Source organism: Bacillus cereus group sp. BfR-BA-01347 (assembly GCF_022663835.1).
Classification (GTDB): Bacteria; Bacillota; Bacilli; order Bacillales; family Bacillaceae_G; genus Bacillus_A; species Bacillus_A thuringiensis_K.
Map to the genome: position 1 here is coordinate 43,731 of NZ_JAKUGG010000020.1, position 17,880 is coordinate 61,610.

Below are 17,880 nucleotides of genomic sequence, written 5' to 3' on the forward strand. Positions count from 1 at the left end.
AAAAGGATGAAGAAAAAGCTAGCAAGTGTTGTAACCTGTACATTACTAGCCCCTATGTTTTTGAATGGACATGTAAATACTGTGTACGCAGACAGTAAGACAAATCAGATTTCTACAACGCAGGAAAACCAACAGAAAGAGATGGATCGAAAAGGATTACTTGGGTATTATTTCAAAGGAAAAGATTTTAGTAATCTTATTATGTTTGCACCAACACGTGATAATACCCTTATTTATGACCAACAAACAGCGAATACATTACTAGATAAAAAACAACAAGAATATCAGTCTATTCGCTGGATTGGTTTGATCCAGAGTAAAGAAACGGGTGATTTCACATTAAACTTATCAGATGATGAACATGCGATTATAGAAATAGATGGAAAAATTATTTCTCATAAAGGTAAAGAAAAGCAAGTTGTTCATTTGGAAAAAGGGAAGTTGGTTCCAATAAAAGTTGAGTATCAATCAGATGAAACATTAAATATGGATAGTCAAACCTTTAAAAATCTTAAGCTATTCAAAGTCGATAGTCAAAATCAATCCCATCAAGTCCAACTAGATGAATTAAGAAACCCTGCGTTTAATAAAAAAGAAACACAAGAATTCATAGTGAAAGCATCAAAAACAAATCTTTTTACTCAAAAAACTAACAGAGACATTGATGAAGTCATGGATACAGATGGAGACTCTATTCCTGACCTTTGGGAAAAAAATGGGTACACAATTCAAGGTAAAATCGCTGTCAAATGGGATGATTCATTAGCAAATAAAGGATATATCAAATATGTTTCTAATCCTTATGAATCCCATACTGTCGGAGACCCATACACTGACTATGAAAAAGCTGCAAAAGATATTCCAAAAGCGAATGCGAAAGAAACCTTCAATCCTCTTGTTGCAGCCTTTCCATCAGTGAACGTTGGATTAGAAAAAGTAGTAATTTCTAAGAATGAGGATTTATCTCATAGTGTGGGATCAAATAGCTCAGAGAATTGGTCATATACGAATACAGAGGGAGTAGATGTAACTGCTGGCTGGGAAGGTTTAGGGCCTAAATTCGGTGTTTCAGTTAACTATCAACATAGTGAGACTGTTGCCAAAGAGTGGGGATCTTCCACAGATGATACTTCCCATATCAATGGAGCTCAATCTGCTTTCCTAAATGCCAATGTACGCTATCACAATGTCGGTACAGGTGCAATTTATAATGTAAAACCTACTACTAGTTTTGTGTTAGACGGAACTACTATTGGAACAATTAAGGCAAAAGAAAATACAACTGCGTTAAGCTTATCTTCTAAAGACAGCTATCCTAAACTTGGACAAAATGGGATTGCGATTAATACAATGGATGATTTTAATTCTCATCCAATTCCATTAAATAAGGAACAACTTGAGACTTATATATCTAATAAAAAACCAATTTTATTGGAGACAAATCAAACTGAAGGGCAATATGCAATTCAAGATGTAAATGGACAAACAGTCATAAGTGGAGAGTGGAATGGGGTACAACAGCAAATAGAATACAAAACTACTTCCATTATTGTGGATACTGGAAAAAGTGTATCGGAGAAAAGGGTTGCCGGTAAAGATTATACCGATCCAGAAGATTTAACTCCAGAAATAACCTTAAAAGAAGCATTAAAATTAGCATATCCAGATGAAATTACTGAAAAAGAGGGTTTATTATTTTACAATGATAGACCTCTTTATGAAGAAGTTATTCAAAGCTTCGTTGATGAGTATACATCTAAACAAATTAAAAAGCAGTTAACTGATACTACGGGTAAATTTAAGAATGTAAAAAATCTATACGATATAAAATTAGAACCAAAGATGAATTTTACTATTAAGATGAATACAATCTACGATGGGGCAGAGAGCGGTAATTTAACTACAAATGAAATTGGAACTTGGAGTGAAGCAAAGGCAGTTAATAATAAAACTGCAGCAAACACAGGGAAATTTTCATACAACACAAATGGAAAAGCTAAAGTTACATTACGAAAAGAGGCTAAAGAAAAATTACAGCCAAACACAAATTATTATTTAAGTTTCTATGCGAGAAACTCAAATACTGGAAATCAAGAATTCCCTGTTACAATTTATGATATTAATGGAAAAGAAATTATAAGCAAGAAAATTAAAACAACAAATAATTATCAGAAATATAATATATTAATATCTAATATGAAAAAAAGTGAAATAGGATCAATAACATTCGATACAAGCGGAAAATTTTCTTTAAATATTGATGACGTAGCATTTACTGCAGTAGGAGCAGAAAAAGTTGGAATATTTGATGCTGAACAAATTAAACAAGGACATCAGTTTGAAAAATGGAATTCAAAAAACGATGGGCTAGGGTATATAAGAGGCATTATGTTTTCCAAAGTTCCTAAAGTAGAAGTTGAATACCAAGTGCAACGAACAGATGACAGTGGAAATTGGGTATGGGATAGTATTGTTGCAGCTCCTAATGTAGACGGAAATGGAAAACGTACTCTTAATTTTACGGGTACACATGGTGTGAGAGTATATGCTGTAGATAAAAATAATGATGATTTGAAAGTTTTACTTAAAGAGTATATGCCATTTTCGCAAGAACATCATGTTGAAAAGTGGAACGTAGTTTCGAAAAAGGTAGGACCTGGGGCGAACCTCACTGAAAAAAGATATATAGATGATATAACTTTTAAAAATGCGAAAAATAGAGAGTTGAGATATAAATTGAAAGTTAATGGTCAGTTCACAACTATTAAACCCGCATATAAAATAGATGCTCAGGGAAAGAGAAAGGTGAATTTTCTAGAATTCAATAAGGGGGAGGGATATCGAGAAATAGCAAATTCAAAAGTAATAGACTTAGAAGTTTATGCTGTGGATGAAAAGGATGATAATATATTTGAAAAAGTTGCACGATATGATCTAAATTCAGCATTGTATCTATTTGAACATGGAGGGGCTGAAGGTTCATACTTAGATTTTGCCTATTCAACGAATATATCCGATTTGAGAAATAAAAAGTTTAATGATGTAATATCTACAATTGTGCTTCCACCTAATTCATCTATTACTATTTACGAACATGTAAATTATAAAGGGCTTTCTAAGACTATTCCCAATCCAGATAAACAAAACTACAAAATAATCGAGTTCTTAAAACAAGATACGTGGTGGAATGATAAAATATCTTCTTTTAAATTTACAAAAAAGTAAGTAAAACCTAAATCAAAGATATTGATTTAATAAGAATAAAAATTTAGACCTTTAGACTTTCTACGGTTCCTATAAAAAGGCTGAACAATTATACACTACATCCAGGATATCAAAGACTGTATTCTTCTTGTAACGATGAGACTTTCGTCCATTTTTATACAAGAAGTTTAATAGAAACATCTTTGAAAGTTATATCGCTTTTGTGAATTGCAATTTATAAGGGAAGAATCCATTTTGATTTCGGGTTCTTCTTTTTATATTTAACCCAGATATACCTAAAATCAAGTCATAGGGGTAAGTTACCAACGTTGCTGTCACTACCCGCAATAGGAAAAGTAAATGATCGTTTAAAAAGGTAGCCTTTTAGTAATGCGCAACTCAGTACCGAAAACTACATTTTAGGAACATTACTAAGAAATAGGAAATTTATAAGTGGGTTAAAAATTATGGTTCTGGTGCAAAAACTATAAAACCTGTGCAAATAATCAATTAAACTTGGACATACTGATACTATTATTCTATTATTCTTAAAAAGGTGTGTGATTAGTATGAAAAAGAAGAATTTGTTTAAATGGAAGCACTATCAGCCAGATATTATTTTGTTAACTGTACGTTGGTACCTACGGTACAATCTCAGTTTTCGTGATTTGGTAGAAATGATGGAGGAAAGGGGACTGTTCTTAGCTCATACAACAATTATGCGGTGGGCCCATCAATATGGATCTGAGTTAAATAAGCGAATTCGACGTCACCTCAAACAAACGAATGACTCCTGGAGAGTAGATGAAACGTACATAAAAGTAAAAGGACAATGGATGTACCTATATCGTGCCGTTGATTCTGAAGGGAGCACGATTGATTTTTATCTCAGTCAATCTAGAAATCATAAGGCTGCAAAACGATTCTTCAAGAAAGCTTTGTGGTCGTTTCATGCTTCAAAACCTCGTGCAATCACAGTTGATAAAAATCCTGCGTATCCAATTGCTATCACAGGGTTGAAGAAAGAGAAAAGATGCCATTAGGCATTCAAATTAGGTAGATAAAATATCTAAATAATATCTAAATAACATCGTAGAGCGAGACCATCGTTTCATTAAAAAATGTATACGCTCTATGTTAGGATTTAAATCTTTTCGCACAGCTACATCTATTCTTGCAGGAGTAGAAGCTATGCATATGATAGAAAAAGAACAGATTGATTTACAGGATCAGTCTGTTCAAAATCAAAAAGAATTCATTCATCAATTATTTGGATTAACAGCGTAAAGAACGATTCCAGTAGGAATCCTCATTATTCTTTGGAAGGAATCCTTTAAAACGTTTACTAATACTAAAATTAGCTGATCGTACCGTCCGTGGGATGTTCTATACTTATGCTAGAGCGATCGGACTTCGTAAATATCACTTACCTGATATGGATGAAATAGCTAAGGTGGCTCACTCTCATTATAACAATCACTTAAGGGGTAGAGAAGGACATATGGAAGTTGGCAAGCTTATACTTAATGTTAAGAAACGGAAAGTAAATATGACTATTTCTGTTAAGCCATTCGGATGTATGCCTTCATCTGGTATTTCCGATGGGGTTCAGTCACTTATTACCGAGATTCACCCTGAAGCGATTTTTCTTCCCATTGAAACGACGGGAGATGGGGCAGTTAACGTTTATAGCAGAATACAAATGATGTTGTTTAAGGCTAAACAGGCCGCTCAGAAAGAATTTGACGAAGTTTTAGCCAAAAGGGTTTTTCTGTAGATCAACTTCAGAATAATATTTTCAGCCGTTCGCTCATAACGAAACCTTTGAAGATATGTAAACATTCAGTTGCTGGTACATCAGCAAATGTCGTTTATCATTTTCAAGCGATTCCAAACAGGTTTTCTTTTCGCCGCAATAAAGTAAAAGAAGCATAAACATATTAAACGAAATAGGATAGATGAAAAAAGCACACAAAATAACTCGTTACAGTGTTGTATCGGGTTATTTTGTGTATTCATAAAAAATTAATGAGAAGCACCACCATATTATCTTTTAATTTGTTTAGCTTGATGGGTGTGGGGCTAAATCAAGTGGAAAGTAGGGGGAAATGGAGCTTTAATTGAAAACAAGATAAGTGATGTCACTTGTCTTGTTAGAAGTAAAATAATTCAGGAGGAATCAAGTAGTTCCAAAATGACTCGTGGATAGTATGTGTGAACGGAAAAGAATTATACAAAAAATAACAGACAACTTTTTCAGTTGTCTGTTATTAAAGCCCTTGGATAACGGAGGGGAGTCCGTTAGAAAAATTATGGAAATGTCAGTAGCTTTTTAAAGAGTATGCACAAAATTATAACCAATTATACAAAAATATTAATGGTTTGGCAGACAACATTTTAAGCTGTCTGCCAAGTAAAGCGTTTAAAGCGAGAATTGCCAGTTTGAATAGAGTATAACCGCAGCCCAAGCGGATTAAGGATAGTATGTGTAGATATTTATAAAATATACACATTTTTTTGAGACCTTGGCAGACAACTATAGGAGCTGCCTACCTGTGGGTTTCATGAGTTTGACCGGAAAACTAATTGTTTTTCTAGTCATTCAAAGAGTAAAATCAATAGTTTGAATGGCTTAGGAATAGTGTGTGCTAGATTTATAAAAGTATGTAAAGAAAAATATTCAGGCTACAACCAGTACAGAGCACTATATAAAAGTGCTTTGTGGAAAGCAAGTGCTATAAGTAAAAACATTCTGTATGATAAGATGTCTGGCTCATTTAAATGTGAAAGAAGTTGGTATTTTTAATGTTAATAATAGCTAACAAAAGAAATTGGAGTTTGCTTACTGTTATATAAGATAAGGAAAATTTGTTATTTCTTAATTTATTACTTGAGAAAAGGATGAAATTAAATCATCTCTTTTCAATTAGCCTAAAAAGTATAAATACTTTCTAGATATATAAATCTAACCATGATACGGCCTATGCCAAAGATTTGAAGATTACTGTGTTTTATTGATTATACTGAGGCTCCTCTTGTTGAACCTCCTGAACACGTGGTTCTAAAGAATCAATCACTGTCTGTGCTTGTTGAGCTGCATTTTGATACAGTTGTTTTGCTTGCTGATTGTCAGTATCAAGAACAAATCCTTCTAAACTTGCTTGAGCACTTTTTAATCCAGAAATAGTTTGTTTAAGCTTAGTAATTACTGTCATAATTAAATTCCTCCTTATCATCATGAATTCACTATTTAGAATAGCTATTTTCTACCAAAAATATGTTTTCTAAATTTTGGGTATCTTTATAGAGTGAATACATGGAATAAGAGATTAAAAATACTAAACGAATTGTACAGAATAAGCTATGTTATTTGGTTATCAACAACGAAGTGAAGTTGTAACAAAAAAAGAAAACCTATTCGCCGCAGCTATAGAGTCATTAAGAATAATAAAAAACTCGTGATTAAAAGACGAGTTTTTTATTATTCGCGATAGTTATTGGTTTTGATTATCTTGTTTCCTTTGACTGTTAGGCGTAATTTCATCGGCAAACTCCATATTTGCCAAGTTTACTTTGGATGGAATAAATGTTCTTGTCGTATTTTGAACACCTTGGAACAAACGTTGGATAGGTTTCATCATATTTGAATTACGTGTTGCTACTACACTAAAAACGGTTCCTAATCCTAGTAAAGAAACCCAAATCCATCCTCTATTATTATTCCGTCTATTTCTAAACAATTTAAACATTTGCTGAGTTCTTCTACCAGAATTGAATATTGACATCAAGAAGTTAAGAATATTCATTTTTTTCCCCCTGTAAAAATAATCAAGAAAAAGAAACACTAAGTTCAATTTCACATGATTTATGTTGCAATATTTTATAGAAATTTATGATGCCAACTTATACTAATACTTCTTGATTCTTTTTACTAAAAAACCTAATATTCCCTAAATATTTTTTATTGAAATATGCAAAATAATTTTATCAAAAATCCAAAAAGGGAAATGAAAACAAAATGAAAAGTTATGTATTATTGGTTTGGAATTTTATTGATCCAATATATTATAAATTCACTCGCTTAACTTATATTCATAATGAAACTCACAAGGAAAATATTTTACGTGTAAGACTCACTCGTTACAAGGGAAAACATGTTATTCTTTCTGACGGTACACAGATCAATAAGAATGATATTTTGGTTAAAATTCATTTACATAATGTTCGTTTAATCAATGAAATGAAGTCTGTTAAAAATGATATTGCAAAGGGGCGATTTATTTATCAACATGTTAAAAAGTCCTTGCCTAGTCTTGGATCATATATTCAAAACCATCCTAAGGCAGATGAGATTAAAGGCATAATTGGGATTACAATGTTAAATAGAGGAGCTGATCGATTAGGGTTTGAATTTGTTGCTATTTCTAATCCTTTTTATAAATGGTTTAAATGGTTAGCATTTTTACCAATATGTTTATTATTTAATAATGATTCGATTGTTAAAATGATGAAAAGCAATATATCTTCCTCACCTAAATATTTATTTATGTCAAAGGAAAGTTTATTGGAAATATATACTTATAAAACTCAAGATAAAGTTGTTAAACGAAAATGTTAATTACTTTTGTTAAAAAGATCATGAGATTTTACATCCTACATTCAAAATGATTGGAGAGTTGAATACAAAGGCTGTTAACGAGGTTCGTTAACAGCCTTTGTATTTTATACTGCGGGTAGTTCGTTGTTTTTAACTGTTAATATTGATAATTGGTGCAGTGTAATTTCTGGTCGACTTCCCACTCGAATATTTACTCCTGTTTGACCTAGCCCTTCACTAATATAAAAAGGTTTTCCATCTTGCATATGAAGTCCTTTTATAATATTCATTCTTGCAAGTTTACCCATTTTCGCAAGGTGATACGCTTTTGGATAACAAATTTGCCCACCATGGAAATGACCAGCTAGTAAATAGTCAAAATGATATTCTTTCATATGAAGAACAATATTTGGGTCATGAGTTAATACCAAATTTGTTCCAGGCTGAATTCCTTTATAAGAAGTTATTAAATCACTACGTTTCGTACTAAAGTCATCAATACCAATAATATTTACACGTTTTCCTTGAACATAAATGACATGATTTTCATTTTGCATAACCTTGCAGCCATATTGTTCAAGTGTTTCTTTTAATTTTTGTAAGTCATTTTCACGTAATACGTAATCATGATTACCCAAAACAGCGTACATACCATGCTTTGCCTGTAAATGATTTAATACCTCTAAATATGGAGCGAGCTTAGGAATCGTACGTTTACGGTCAAGGAAATCCCCAGTAAGTGTAATCAAATCAATTGATTCATCTTTTAGTTTTTCATAAAGCTGAGCTGGGGAAATAGAAATATTTTCGAGATGCATATCAGAAAGGTGTAGAATATTTAGTATCGGATCTTGTACGTGAATTTGCTTTTGATCTATTTGAATTTTATTTATCACGACATCGGTCGTGTTTTTATGAGCTTTTTTAATTAGATAGAAGACAATAATAAATAAAACGGATAGTAATAAAATTTTCAATCACATCACTCCTTCTATAAAAATTATACATGAAAAATCCTTTCATTTTGTATGTAATTTATGGAACAAAATCCATTGTAATGTATTCTAAATAGTTGCCAGAATAGAAAAAAGGAAGTGCCACATAATAACAAGAAATGACTGAAAAAACACATCATCAAGTATATTGCAAGAGGTGATTTATGGAACAACATGTAACACAAAAAAACGTCTTGTTTTTGCCATTTTTGCAAATTCCATCAGGACATCATCAAGTTGCAAATGCATTAATGGAAGGAATACAAAAGGATCAATTCAATATAAAATGTGATAAAGTGGATATCCTCTCGTATAGTTACGGAAGAATAGAAGCATTGGTTTCAAATGTTTATTTAAAATGGATTAAAGTATTCCCTGATTTTTATAATCGGATATACCAAACCTCTGTTTACAAAAATGTTGAAGAGAACAAACGTTATCGATTATATGAATTTTTGTTTGTACCATTTATGAGAAGATTAATAAGAGATAAACAACCTGATCTGATTATCTGTACTCATGCTTTACCTTCCTATATATTAAATTATTTGAAGGAAAAAGGTGAGCTAAAAATACCAGTTATAAATGTATATACAGACTATTTTATTCATCAGGGGTGGGGCATGAAACATATTGACTTTCATTTTGTTCCATCCCATTATATGAAAGAGTTTTTACAAAACAAGGGGATAAATAATGAACAGATTTTTATCACAGGAATTCCTATTCATAGAAAAATAAAAAAACAAAAGGAGCATATAGTGAATTTTGCTCCCACAGCATTGTCAATATTAATTACCGGTGGAAGTTTAGGAGTCGGTGCAATAGAAGATTTGATTCATAAAATAGGTACAGAAACAAAAATTCATTTTTATGTGCTATGCGGGAAAAATAAAAAATTATATCAAAAACTTCAACAATTACAGCGAGATAATATTACGCCTTTAACTTATATTACGCGTAGAGAAGAAATGAACAGACTTTATGATCAAATAGATGCAATTATTACAAAGCCTGGGGGAGTTACAATTAGTGAGAGTTTATTTAAAAGAAAGCCCATCTTTATATATCATGTATTACCAGGGCAAGAGGAAATTAATTTACAGCAACTAAAAAAGTTAGGTGTGATTGTCCATTTGAATAAATGGACAAATGAAAAAGAAACTCTTGATGAGCAATTATATTCCTTTTTTCAAAACGAAAATCAACTCCAATGTTATCAAGAGCGTGTAACAAAATATCACAGGCAGCTTATCATGAAAGATCCCTCGCAAATTATAAGAGAATTAATAATCAAAAAGTAATGCTAATGTACTCAGACGAATTTTTATGATGCAGCATTTTTTCGAAGATCGCTATTTTCTAAAGAAGAAATGATACAAATAAAAAACATTATCGTTATTATGTATAAGTCAAACAATTTAGCTATATTTTATCATATTATGGTTGCACTGAAATCTATCATTTACTATTTAAAAAGGATGAGTAATGTGTATAAAGTCATTGTAATAATAGCGGTATGGATTCTTATTTTATTTTTTGCATCTCAGAGCAGTAGTCCTAATCCTAGTTTTACAAAAGAGGAAAACAAAATTATACATCCCAATAAACCTGTTATTGTTTTCATGCTTGATTCCTTAATGGATGAACCATTACAGAAAGCGATAAAAGAGGGAAGAGCTCCAGCACTTAAATTTCTTATAAAGAACGGAAAATATTATCCGAACGTAGTTAGTTCTTATCCCACAATGTCTGTTACGATTGATAGTACATTACTAACGGGAACTTATCCAGAACATCATCAACTTCCTGGGCTCGTCTGGTATGACGAAAAAGAAAAACGGATTATCAATTATGGAAGTGGAAAAAAAGAAATTATCACACTTGGTATAAAACAAGTTCTACAAGACAGTGTTTACAATTTAAATAATCAACACTTGAGTAAGTCGGTTAAAACGATTCATGAAGAACTAGATAAGAATATGAAACATTCTGCTTCTATTAATGGTCTTATTTACCGTGGTAATTATAAGCACGTTTTAAATATTCCAAAGACTGCATCATTTTTTAAACTAATGCCTAAAGAGCAAGATACAAATGGACCGATCTTGCTTTCGCTCGGTCGATTATCAAAATGCAATCCGAAGAACAATTATACTCATTTATGGCAAGGGTTTGGATTCAATGATAAATTTGTCGCACAAGAAATGAAGTGTCTCATTCAACAAAATAAACTTCCTGCTTTTACATTTGCATATCTTCCAGATCATGACCATACTGTTCACAAGAAAGGACCTATGGACTTAAAGGGAATTGAAAAAGCTGATAAAGAACTTCAAAAGATATTTAATTCGTACGATTCCTGGGATGAAGCATTAAAAAAAGGAATATGGGTTGTAATGGGAGATAGTGGACAATCAGCAATCGGAGATGACAAGAACAAATCCATAATCCAATTAAAATCTCTATTACAGGATTATAATATTGCTAAACTGGGTGAATCCATAAAGAATAATGATGAAATTGTTCTTGCTGTTAATGAACGGATGGCTTTTATTTACTCATTAAATAAAAATATTCTACTTCGTGATATTGCTTCTAAATTAAAAAAGGATTCAAGGATTGATTTTATTGCTTGGAAAGAAAAAGATTTTATTCATGTGACTGATGAAAAAAATAAAGGAGCGTTTAAGTTTCGTCCTAACGGAGTGTATATGGATGAGTATAAACAGACTTGGACGTTACAAGGAAATCCTTCCGTATTAGATCTTTCTGTAAATGAAAATAAGATCCAATATGGAGCTTATCCTGATGCCTTAGCCCGCCTTTATAGTTCCCTTCATTCACATAAGGGGGATTACCTAATCGTTGATGCAAAACCTGGGTATGAATTTGTTGGTGAAAAATCTCCCACACATGTTGGAGGTGCCGGACACGGTTCGCTACATAAAAAAGATTCTACAACTCCTATGATTGTCGTTGGAACAGATTTAACCCCAAAATCTTTTCGGCAAGTGGATTTAAAAGATTATTTCTTACAACTTACTAAATAGCTAAGAAATTAGCCTGAATTCTATATGAGTTTAGGTTAATTTTTTAGTTTTGCTTGAAATTCACTAAGTTCTTGTTGTTTTTTGATAACCAATAGACGACGTATTTGAAACATAATGCTGGAAGATAAAAATAAAGTAATTAGTTGACCATGTATAGTACTCCATCGAAAAGATGCAGCATAATAAAAATCCTTTTGAGTAAATTAACGTTATCCCTTCAATTCTTTAAGGTACACATACAACTTTAATGCACAAAATTAAGAAAGGGGCTCCATAAACAAGTCATGACTCAAATTATTAAGGGTATTATTGAAACAATAGATCAAATGATTGTGTCGTTGGTTGAATTTTATTATGAAGAGACTTTAGAAGAAATGGAAAAAAATAATTAACGTTTTAATCATAAAAAACCCTTATTTCAACTAGAGTTATGAAATAGGGGTTTTACGCCTTTTAGGTTCATGATTGTTTAAATAACATATAAAGCACTTTGTTCAATTTTAATTCGAACAGGGGTTTGGTCGATCATTTCCCCATCCCCATGTACTAACAATGGAGTTGCAGAATAAATGTCTAGTTCTTTTCCTTTGATTATCTTAATAGAAGGGGAAGATGTATGATTTCCTTTAAAAACTAATGGGAATATACGTAAAAATTCCCATTTAGACATTCCTTGAACAATACATATATCAAATAAACCATCATTACTTTCGGCCTCCGGGCAAATCACAAGCCCACCGCCGTAAAACGGTAAGTTGGCAACTGCAATTAGCCATACATTTGGAATCTTGTATAGCTTTTTATCAATTACTAAAGAGATATCCATGGGTTTATAATGAAATAACACCTTTACTGCACTGATGATGTATGAGATTTGACCCATTCGAATAAAATTAAGTAATTTTTTATGTATTGAAACATTCGTTGTCTGGGCTACCTCACCGTCAAATCCTATTCCTGCCACTGTACAAAAATATGTAGAATTTACATATCCAATATCAACGATTTTAGGTTTCTCTTTTAAAATACGTTCTAAAGCTTTATTAGGTTTTAATGGTATACCTAATCCTCTTGAAAAATCATTTCCTGAGCCAGCCGGAATAATTCCTAACGGTATATTCGTACCGACTAATCCATTAACTACTTCATGAATTGTCCCATCGCCACCTACTGCAACAATTACAGTCGCCTTTTTCTTATTAATAAGTTCTTGCACTAATGAAGTGGCGTGTTTTGATTGCTCTGTAAAGCGAACACAGTAATAGATGTTTTTTTCTTGAAGCATTTTTTCAACTTGATGCCAAATTTTAAGCGCTCTTCTATTGCCCGAAACTTTATTAACAATAAAGCAATACAATAATCTCACCTATCTATGAATATGAATTTTTTTTAATTATTTCCTTCTTTATTTGTGATTATACAAAACAACAGGGTTTATTTTATTTTTTAAAACGGGAACTGAATACATGAAGGTGTTGAGGTAGAACTTTAAAACGAGGACTATTTACGTTTGCTAGTTCCCCATCAAGATTTAAAGAAATTGACTCTGGTATCATAAAGTCAGCTGATTTTATTTTGGTATGTTGAATGATTGAAAGATCATCCACAAGGTGAAGCATTTTCGCAAGTAACTGAAATAACAGTCGAATTCGATTGGTTTTTTTATAAGTAATCAAATGAAAATATCCATTGTCACATGTTTCTTCGTCTATAAGGCGTTTTAGTGGACCAATAGAGTTTCCGTTCATAATTAAAAATAAGGAAAGGTCTGTAAGAACGTTATTTGAGGAGACATTTATTGAAATTGTATCTGATTGTTTTTTTATCAAAAACTTCTTAAAAAAATAAAGACAATAGGCTAATTCTCCAATCTTGGATTTAAGATTAGGAGGTGTTCTATATGTAATATCTGTTAACCAACCTGCAGCGGCAATGTTTGTAAAGTATCGATTTCCAAATTTCCCGATGTCAACAGGTCTTACGTAACCAGATTCAATAACGGAAACAGTGTCAAAAATATTACAAGGCATTCCAATGAATTTTGCAAATTCATTACTTGTGCCAAAGGGGAATATTCCAACATTCGGTCTATACTCTTCTTCCGCTAGAAATTGGATGGTTTGATTAACCGTTCCATCCCCACCTGCAATAAAAATTGAGTCCCATCTTTGTATGCAAGCTTTTTTAATTGGATTATTAAATTGATTTAACTCGTCTAATTGATAAATTGTTAGGTGATAACCTATTTCTGATAGTTTATTTAATAATATCGGAAAAGAGTTATGTTTTTTTCGTTTTCCCGAAAATGGGTTATAGATGATTAAAGCTTGTTTATTATACATCATGACAAACCTCTTTTTTAGTTAGTGAAGTAATCTATTGAATACTTTTTTCTAGCCCTTTAATCAGACCCATAACATATTATGAAAGAGATGAATAATATGATATATCTGAATGATAAGTATGTACTGTGATCCAATCATAATCTTTATAAGTATTCGAATTTTTTACTTTAATAATTGCAATTCGAAGAATAGGTGCATTTGTTTTACATATGATAAAAGCCATCTCTTTTTTAGGCTGAACCACTTCTCTATTTTTATACTTTCTATCCGCTGGAAAATACCAATAATTTCTCTCCTATGAATAATCCTTAAAATTTGGCATACAAGATGAATAAAGGTTCCGCTTTGATGATTCACCAGAATCGCATAAACGACAGTAAAAAATGTTAAAAAACAATAACGAAACAGTTTGTTTTTTTCATAAAATGAACTCTCCGTTTCAACATACATGGTAGAAATATGGGGGTATAAATGCTCATATGGTTAGCAGGTATAATCAGTGAGTTACGAGTGAGATGTGTTCCAACCCGATGATGTTAATTCGAAATTTTAACTAGATGAACAGTTTTAGTAAGGAATGCAGCATACAATTTACACTACCAAGCATTTTTATTCCAATTTAAGAATAATATGGTTTTATTAAGGGAGAATTATGATTCGCAATATTTACAAGAAAATAGGTGATACTTCTTGAAGGCATTGCAATTTGACTATCAGTTACCTCGCTATATCTTTAGTAAACTTACAGGAAAGTTGATTCCTTCTGTTTACTGGAATTCACGGTTGTCATGTTTGAAATTTCATGAGGGAACAGAACCGAATCTTCCAGATGACCATTGGGTAAAAGTGAAGGTAAAGTATGGTGGTATTTGTGGCAGTGATTTAAATCTTCTCTTTCTAAATGATAGTCCTGCAACTTCACCATTTGTATCATTTCCTTTTACAATAGGTCATGAAATTGTAGGAGAAATTGCGGAAGTGGGCTCCCAGGCTGATTATTTAAATATCGGTGATCGGGTTGTAATTGATCCAATTCTGTCATGTGCAGCTAGGGGAATAACTAACTCCTGTTCGGCCTGTCGTAAAGGTGATTTTAGTTTGTGTGTCCATAAAACAGAAGGAAGCCTATCACCAGGCTTATTAATTGGTGCTTGTCGTGATACAGGCGGTGGTTGGAGTTCTTGTCTTGTGGCACACAAAAGTCAAGTTTTTAAACTTCCAATTGAAGTTGATGATTTAAACGGCGTCATGGTTGAGCCTTTTAGTTGTGCTTTACATAGTGTTTTTCGAAATCCTCCAAGTAAATACGATACCGTGCTGGTTATAGGGGGAGGAGTTATTGGACTCTGTGTTATTGCAGCCATTCGTGCACTCGATATTGATTGTAACATCGTGGCTTTAGTTAAACATGATTTTCAAGCTCAGCTTGCACTACAATACGGAGCGAACGACATTATTATGCTCCAGAAAACTACATATATCCATGATTTAACGAAATCACTGAATGCAACGATATTAAACCCTCTTTTCGGTCCAGAGGTAATACAGGGAGGGGCAGATATTGTCTTTGAATGTGTTGGAAAAAAACAGAGCATTAATGATGCACTTCGTTTTTCTAAAAACGGTGGAAAAGTTGTTATGTTAGGTCTAGCTGGCATAATGGACGGAATTGATTGGACAACAGTTTGGCTTAATGAGTTAGATGTCAAAGGAAGCTTTGCTTATAGTACGGAGATGTTTCAAGGAAAAGGAACACGGACGTTTGACGTAGCGATTGAATTAATGCGTGGTGGAAAAGTCGATTTATCATCATTGGTTACTCACCGATTTTCATTAGAAGATTACCGAAATGCTCTTGATACTGCTTCAAATAAGAAAAATCGTGCAGCAATCAAAGTGGTTTTTGAACCGTAACAATTTGATAGAAATTAGGAGGAAGACAAAAATGAAGAACTTTACAATAACAGGTGCTGAAAAATCTCCTTTTCTCAAATGGTATACGGAAGGGTTAAAGGAGAAATTTTTAACTGAAGGATATGAGTATTGTGAAGAAGCAGTTGATAACATCAGGATTGTATTTAATGTGATTGACGAAGAAACGCCACGCCCATTTCGTAGAAGGGCACAGGCGACTTTTGTAGTATCTATACTAGAAAAGGATGAAGAACCGGAGAATATATTTGAAGCTGCTTATCCATATCTAATTAGATCTATATCGAACCATTTAATTTTTATTCTACACAATAAGGAAAAAACAGATGTTTATTTTATTACTCCTGAACAAGGATTTTACAAATTGAGTTACCAAGGTGAAGAAAAAGAAGAATTTTTTCAAAAGATTTATGAAAAGTTGGAGCCAATTGCATCGGCTCAATTAGTCATTGACAATCATTTTGTGGATGATTTAGATCAAAATTTATGGAATGGAAACAAAATTACACAAAAAATGTACGGAGCAGGTAAAAAATTAGATGAAATGAATTTATTACCTGCTCCATTTCCGCTTGAAAAATATTTATCACCTCGTGATATGCGTCAGTTAAAAAAATTATACGGGATAGGCGGTCTTAGCTATGGGAATCTAAGCAGCAGACAAGATCATAAACATTTTTGGATGAGCGCAAGCGGTGTCAACAAAGCTAATATGCGAGTAATTGGTCAAGATATTTTATATATTAAAGGATTTAATTCGAAGAAAAATGCCATGGAAATAAGTGTTCCTCCTCGTATTTCTCCAAAAAGAGCGTCGGTTGATGCGATTGAACATTGGATGATTTATAAAGAACATCCAAGGGTAGGGGCAATTGTTCATATTCATGCATGGATGGATGGTGTAACAGCAACAGAAATTAACTACCCTTGTGGTACGATTCAATTGGCGGAAACTGTAGCAAATCTAGTACGAAATGCCAATGATCCATCTAGGGCAATCATTGGGCTTAAGAATCACGGTCTAACAATTACGGGTCGGGATTTAGATGACATCTTTGAACGTATTGAAGGGCAAATCATGTCCCAGGTGCCAATGGCATAAAAAGATGCGAGTTAGAGTTAACATCTGTTTATAAACAAGTCATCTATTTTAAATAATGTTGGATGGTAAAAAAGTTGTTTGCTTTGAAAAAATATCTTTTACTAATCCTCACTTCAAATATTGTAATCAAAATGCACATTTAGTTTGCTGGTGTCAACTTCTAAGGAGGGAATACGATGATCGATATATACTTCGGGGTGTAATGGAGGGTGACCTCTTGGTTGAATACCAACAGGATCGAGATGCGAACTATATGGCGGTCTTCACAATGGAGGGCTCGAACAATTGGGACCTTTTCTCTAAAAACTGGGCTGAAATCCTAGCGGATGAATCCATCATCAAGCAGACTATCATCGTTAAACAATGTGATCGATAACGTTCTGTACTTCAAGCAGTTTGATGAAAGAGAGATCAGCTATTGGATTGACTGAAAACACTGGGGCAAGGGCAGCACCAAGACTCTATGTAAGTTGTAACCTCGGCCTCTTGTTTGTTCTGTCACGAAGGATAACATCGGCTTACTCAAGGTTCTGGAGAGATGTGGGTTCACAATCACAGGGGATAGTAGCTGGCTTTCTAACACACGTGGCGATAGTTGATTAAAGGAATTTAGTAAACAACTTTTCGCCAGTTATTTACAGTTTTGTTCTGA

At 32.8% G+C, this 17,880-nt stretch carries 11 protein-coding genes and 2 pseudogenes; 8 read left to right on the plus strand and 5 right to left on the minus strand.

What is annotated here, in order from left to right:
- Window positions 1–6 precede the first annotated feature (6 nt).
- The 3 genes and pseudogenes from MR143_RS24305 to MR143_RS24320 form a co-directional block, all read left to right on the plus strand.
- The gene (locus tag MR143_RS24305; protein WP_308218773.1) at window positions 7–3,225 is read left to right on the plus strand and encodes a binary toxin-like calcium binding domain-containing protein; all 3,219 of its coding nucleotides are present in this window, start codon (window positions 7–9) and stop codon (window positions 3,223–3,225) included.
- 548 nt (window positions 3,226–3,773) lie between these two features.
- Window positions 3,774–4,491 (plus strand): annotated as a pseudogene (locus tag MR143_RS24315) (IS6 family transposase).
- A 34-nt stretch (window positions 4,492–4,525) separates the two neighbouring features.
- Window positions 4,526–5,139: pseudogene (locus MR143_RS24320) on the plus strand (2-hydroxyglutaryl-CoA dehydratase); the annotation flags it as partial.
- A gap of 1,076 nt (window positions 5,140–6,215) precedes the next feature.
- On the opposite strand, the gene MR143_RS24325 reads toward MR143_RS24320, so the two are convergent.
- Window positions 6,216–6,419 carry a DUF1657 domain-containing protein gene (locus MR143_RS24325; RefSeq protein WP_242281017.1) on the minus strand — a complete coding sequence of 68 codons (204 nt, stop codon included), beginning with the start codon at window positions 6,417–6,419 and terminating at the stop codon, window positions 6,216–6,218.
- Between the two features lie 279 nt (window positions 6,420–6,698).
- On the minus strand, window positions 6,699–7,010 hold the full coding sequence (locus tag MR143_RS24330; RefSeq protein ID WP_242281018.1) for a hypothetical protein: 312 nt from the start codon (window positions 7,008–7,010) through the stop codon (window positions 6,699–6,701).
- Between the two features lie 212 nt (window positions 7,011–7,222).
- Here MR143_RS24330 and MR143_RS24335 point away from each other — a divergent pair, with 212 nt between their 5' ends.
- On the plus strand, window positions 7,223–7,822 hold the full coding sequence (locus MR143_RS24335) for a YkoP family protein (protein ID WP_242281019.1): 600 nt from the start codon (window positions 7,223–7,225) through the stop codon (window positions 7,820–7,822).
- Between the two features lie 104 nt (window positions 7,823–7,926).
- Here the strand turns inward: MR143_RS24335 and MR143_RS24340 are convergent, their stop codons facing one another.
- Window positions 7,927–8,778 carry a metallophosphoesterase gene (locus tag MR143_RS24340; protein ID WP_000698340.1) on the minus strand — a complete coding sequence of 284 codons (852 nt, stop codon included), beginning with the start codon at window positions 8,776–8,778 and terminating at the stop codon, window positions 7,927–7,929.
- A gap of 182 nt (window positions 8,779–8,960) precedes the next feature.
- Between MR143_RS24340 and MR143_RS24345 the strand changes: the two genes are divergently transcribed.
- Together MR143_RS24345 and MR143_RS24350 are read left to right on the plus strand one after the other, a co-directional pair.
- A complete protein-coding gene (locus tag MR143_RS24345; protein WP_242281020.1) occupies window positions 8,961–10,100 on the plus strand; it encodes an MGDG synthase family glycosyltransferase in 1,140 nt (379 codons plus the stop codon).
- Window positions 10,101–10,277: 177 nt separating this feature from the next.
- Entirely contained in the window at window positions 10,278–11,849 is a 1,572-nt protein-coding gene (locus MR143_RS24350; RefSeq protein ID WP_242281048.1) for an alkaline phosphatase family protein, read from the plus strand.
- A gap of 469 nt (window positions 11,850–12,318) precedes the next feature.
- Here MR143_RS24350 and MR143_RS24355 read toward each other — a convergent pair whose 3' ends face one another.
- Together MR143_RS24355 and MR143_RS24360 are read right to left on the minus strand one after the other, a co-directional pair.
- Window positions 12,319–13,215, minus strand: a complete 897-nt coding sequence (locus MR143_RS24355; RefSeq protein WP_242281021.1) for a diacylglycerol/lipid kinase family protein — start codon at window positions 13,213–13,215, stop codon at window positions 12,319–12,321.
- A 73-nt stretch (window positions 13,216–13,288) separates the two neighbouring features.
- Window positions 13,289–14,194, minus strand: a complete 906-nt coding sequence (locus tag MR143_RS24360; RefSeq protein ID WP_242281022.1) for a YegS/Rv2252/BmrU family lipid kinase — start codon at window positions 14,192–14,194, stop codon at window positions 13,289–13,291.
- A gap of 690 nt (window positions 14,195–14,884) precedes the next feature.
- Here MR143_RS24360 and MR143_RS24365 point away from each other — a divergent pair.
- Window positions 14,885–16,108, plus strand: coding sequence for a zinc-dependent alcohol dehydrogenase (locus MR143_RS24365; protein ID WP_242281023.1), 1,224 nt, complete (start codon window positions 14,885–14,887; stop codon window positions 16,106–16,108).
- Between the two features lie 31 nt (window positions 16,109–16,139).
- Window positions 16,140–17,228, plus strand: a complete 1,089-nt coding sequence (locus MR143_RS24370) for a class II aldolase/adducin family protein (protein WP_242281024.1) — start codon at window positions 16,140–16,142, stop codon at window positions 17,226–17,228.
- Window positions 17,229–17,880: the final 652 nt, after the last annotated feature.

Bases quoted from the DNA above. Each gene is read 5' to 3' on its own strand.
- MR143_RS24305 (WP_308218773.1), top strand. From the start codon at position 7: ATGAAGAAAAAGCTAGCAAGTGTTGTAACCTGTACATTACTAGCCCCT.
- MR143_RS24325 (WP_242281017.1), bottom strand. From the start codon at position 6,419: ATGACAGTAATTACTAAGCTTAAACAAACTATTTCTGGATTAAAAAGT.
- MR143_RS24330 (WP_242281018.1), bottom strand. From the start codon at position 7,010: ATGAATATTCTTAACTTCTTGATGTCAATATTCAATTCTGGTAGAAGA.
- MR143_RS24335 (WP_242281019.1), top strand. From the start codon at position 7,223: ATGAAAAGTTATGTATTATTGGTTTGGAATTTTATTGATCCAATATAT.
- MR143_RS24345 (WP_242281020.1), top strand. From the start codon at position 8,961: ATGGAACAACATGTAACACAAAAAAACGTCTTGTTTTTGCCATTTTTG.
- MR143_RS24350 (WP_242281048.1), top strand. From the start codon at position 10,278: ATGAGTAATGTGTATAAAGTCATTGTAATAATAGCGGTATGGATTCTT.
- MR143_RS24360 (WP_242281022.1), bottom strand. From the start codon at position 14,194: ATGATGTATAATAAACAAGCTTTAATCATCTATAACCCATTTTCGGGA.
- MR143_RS24370 (WP_242281024.1), top strand. From the start codon at position 16,140: ATGAAGAACTTTACAATAACAGGTGCTGAAAAATCTCCTTTTCTCAAA.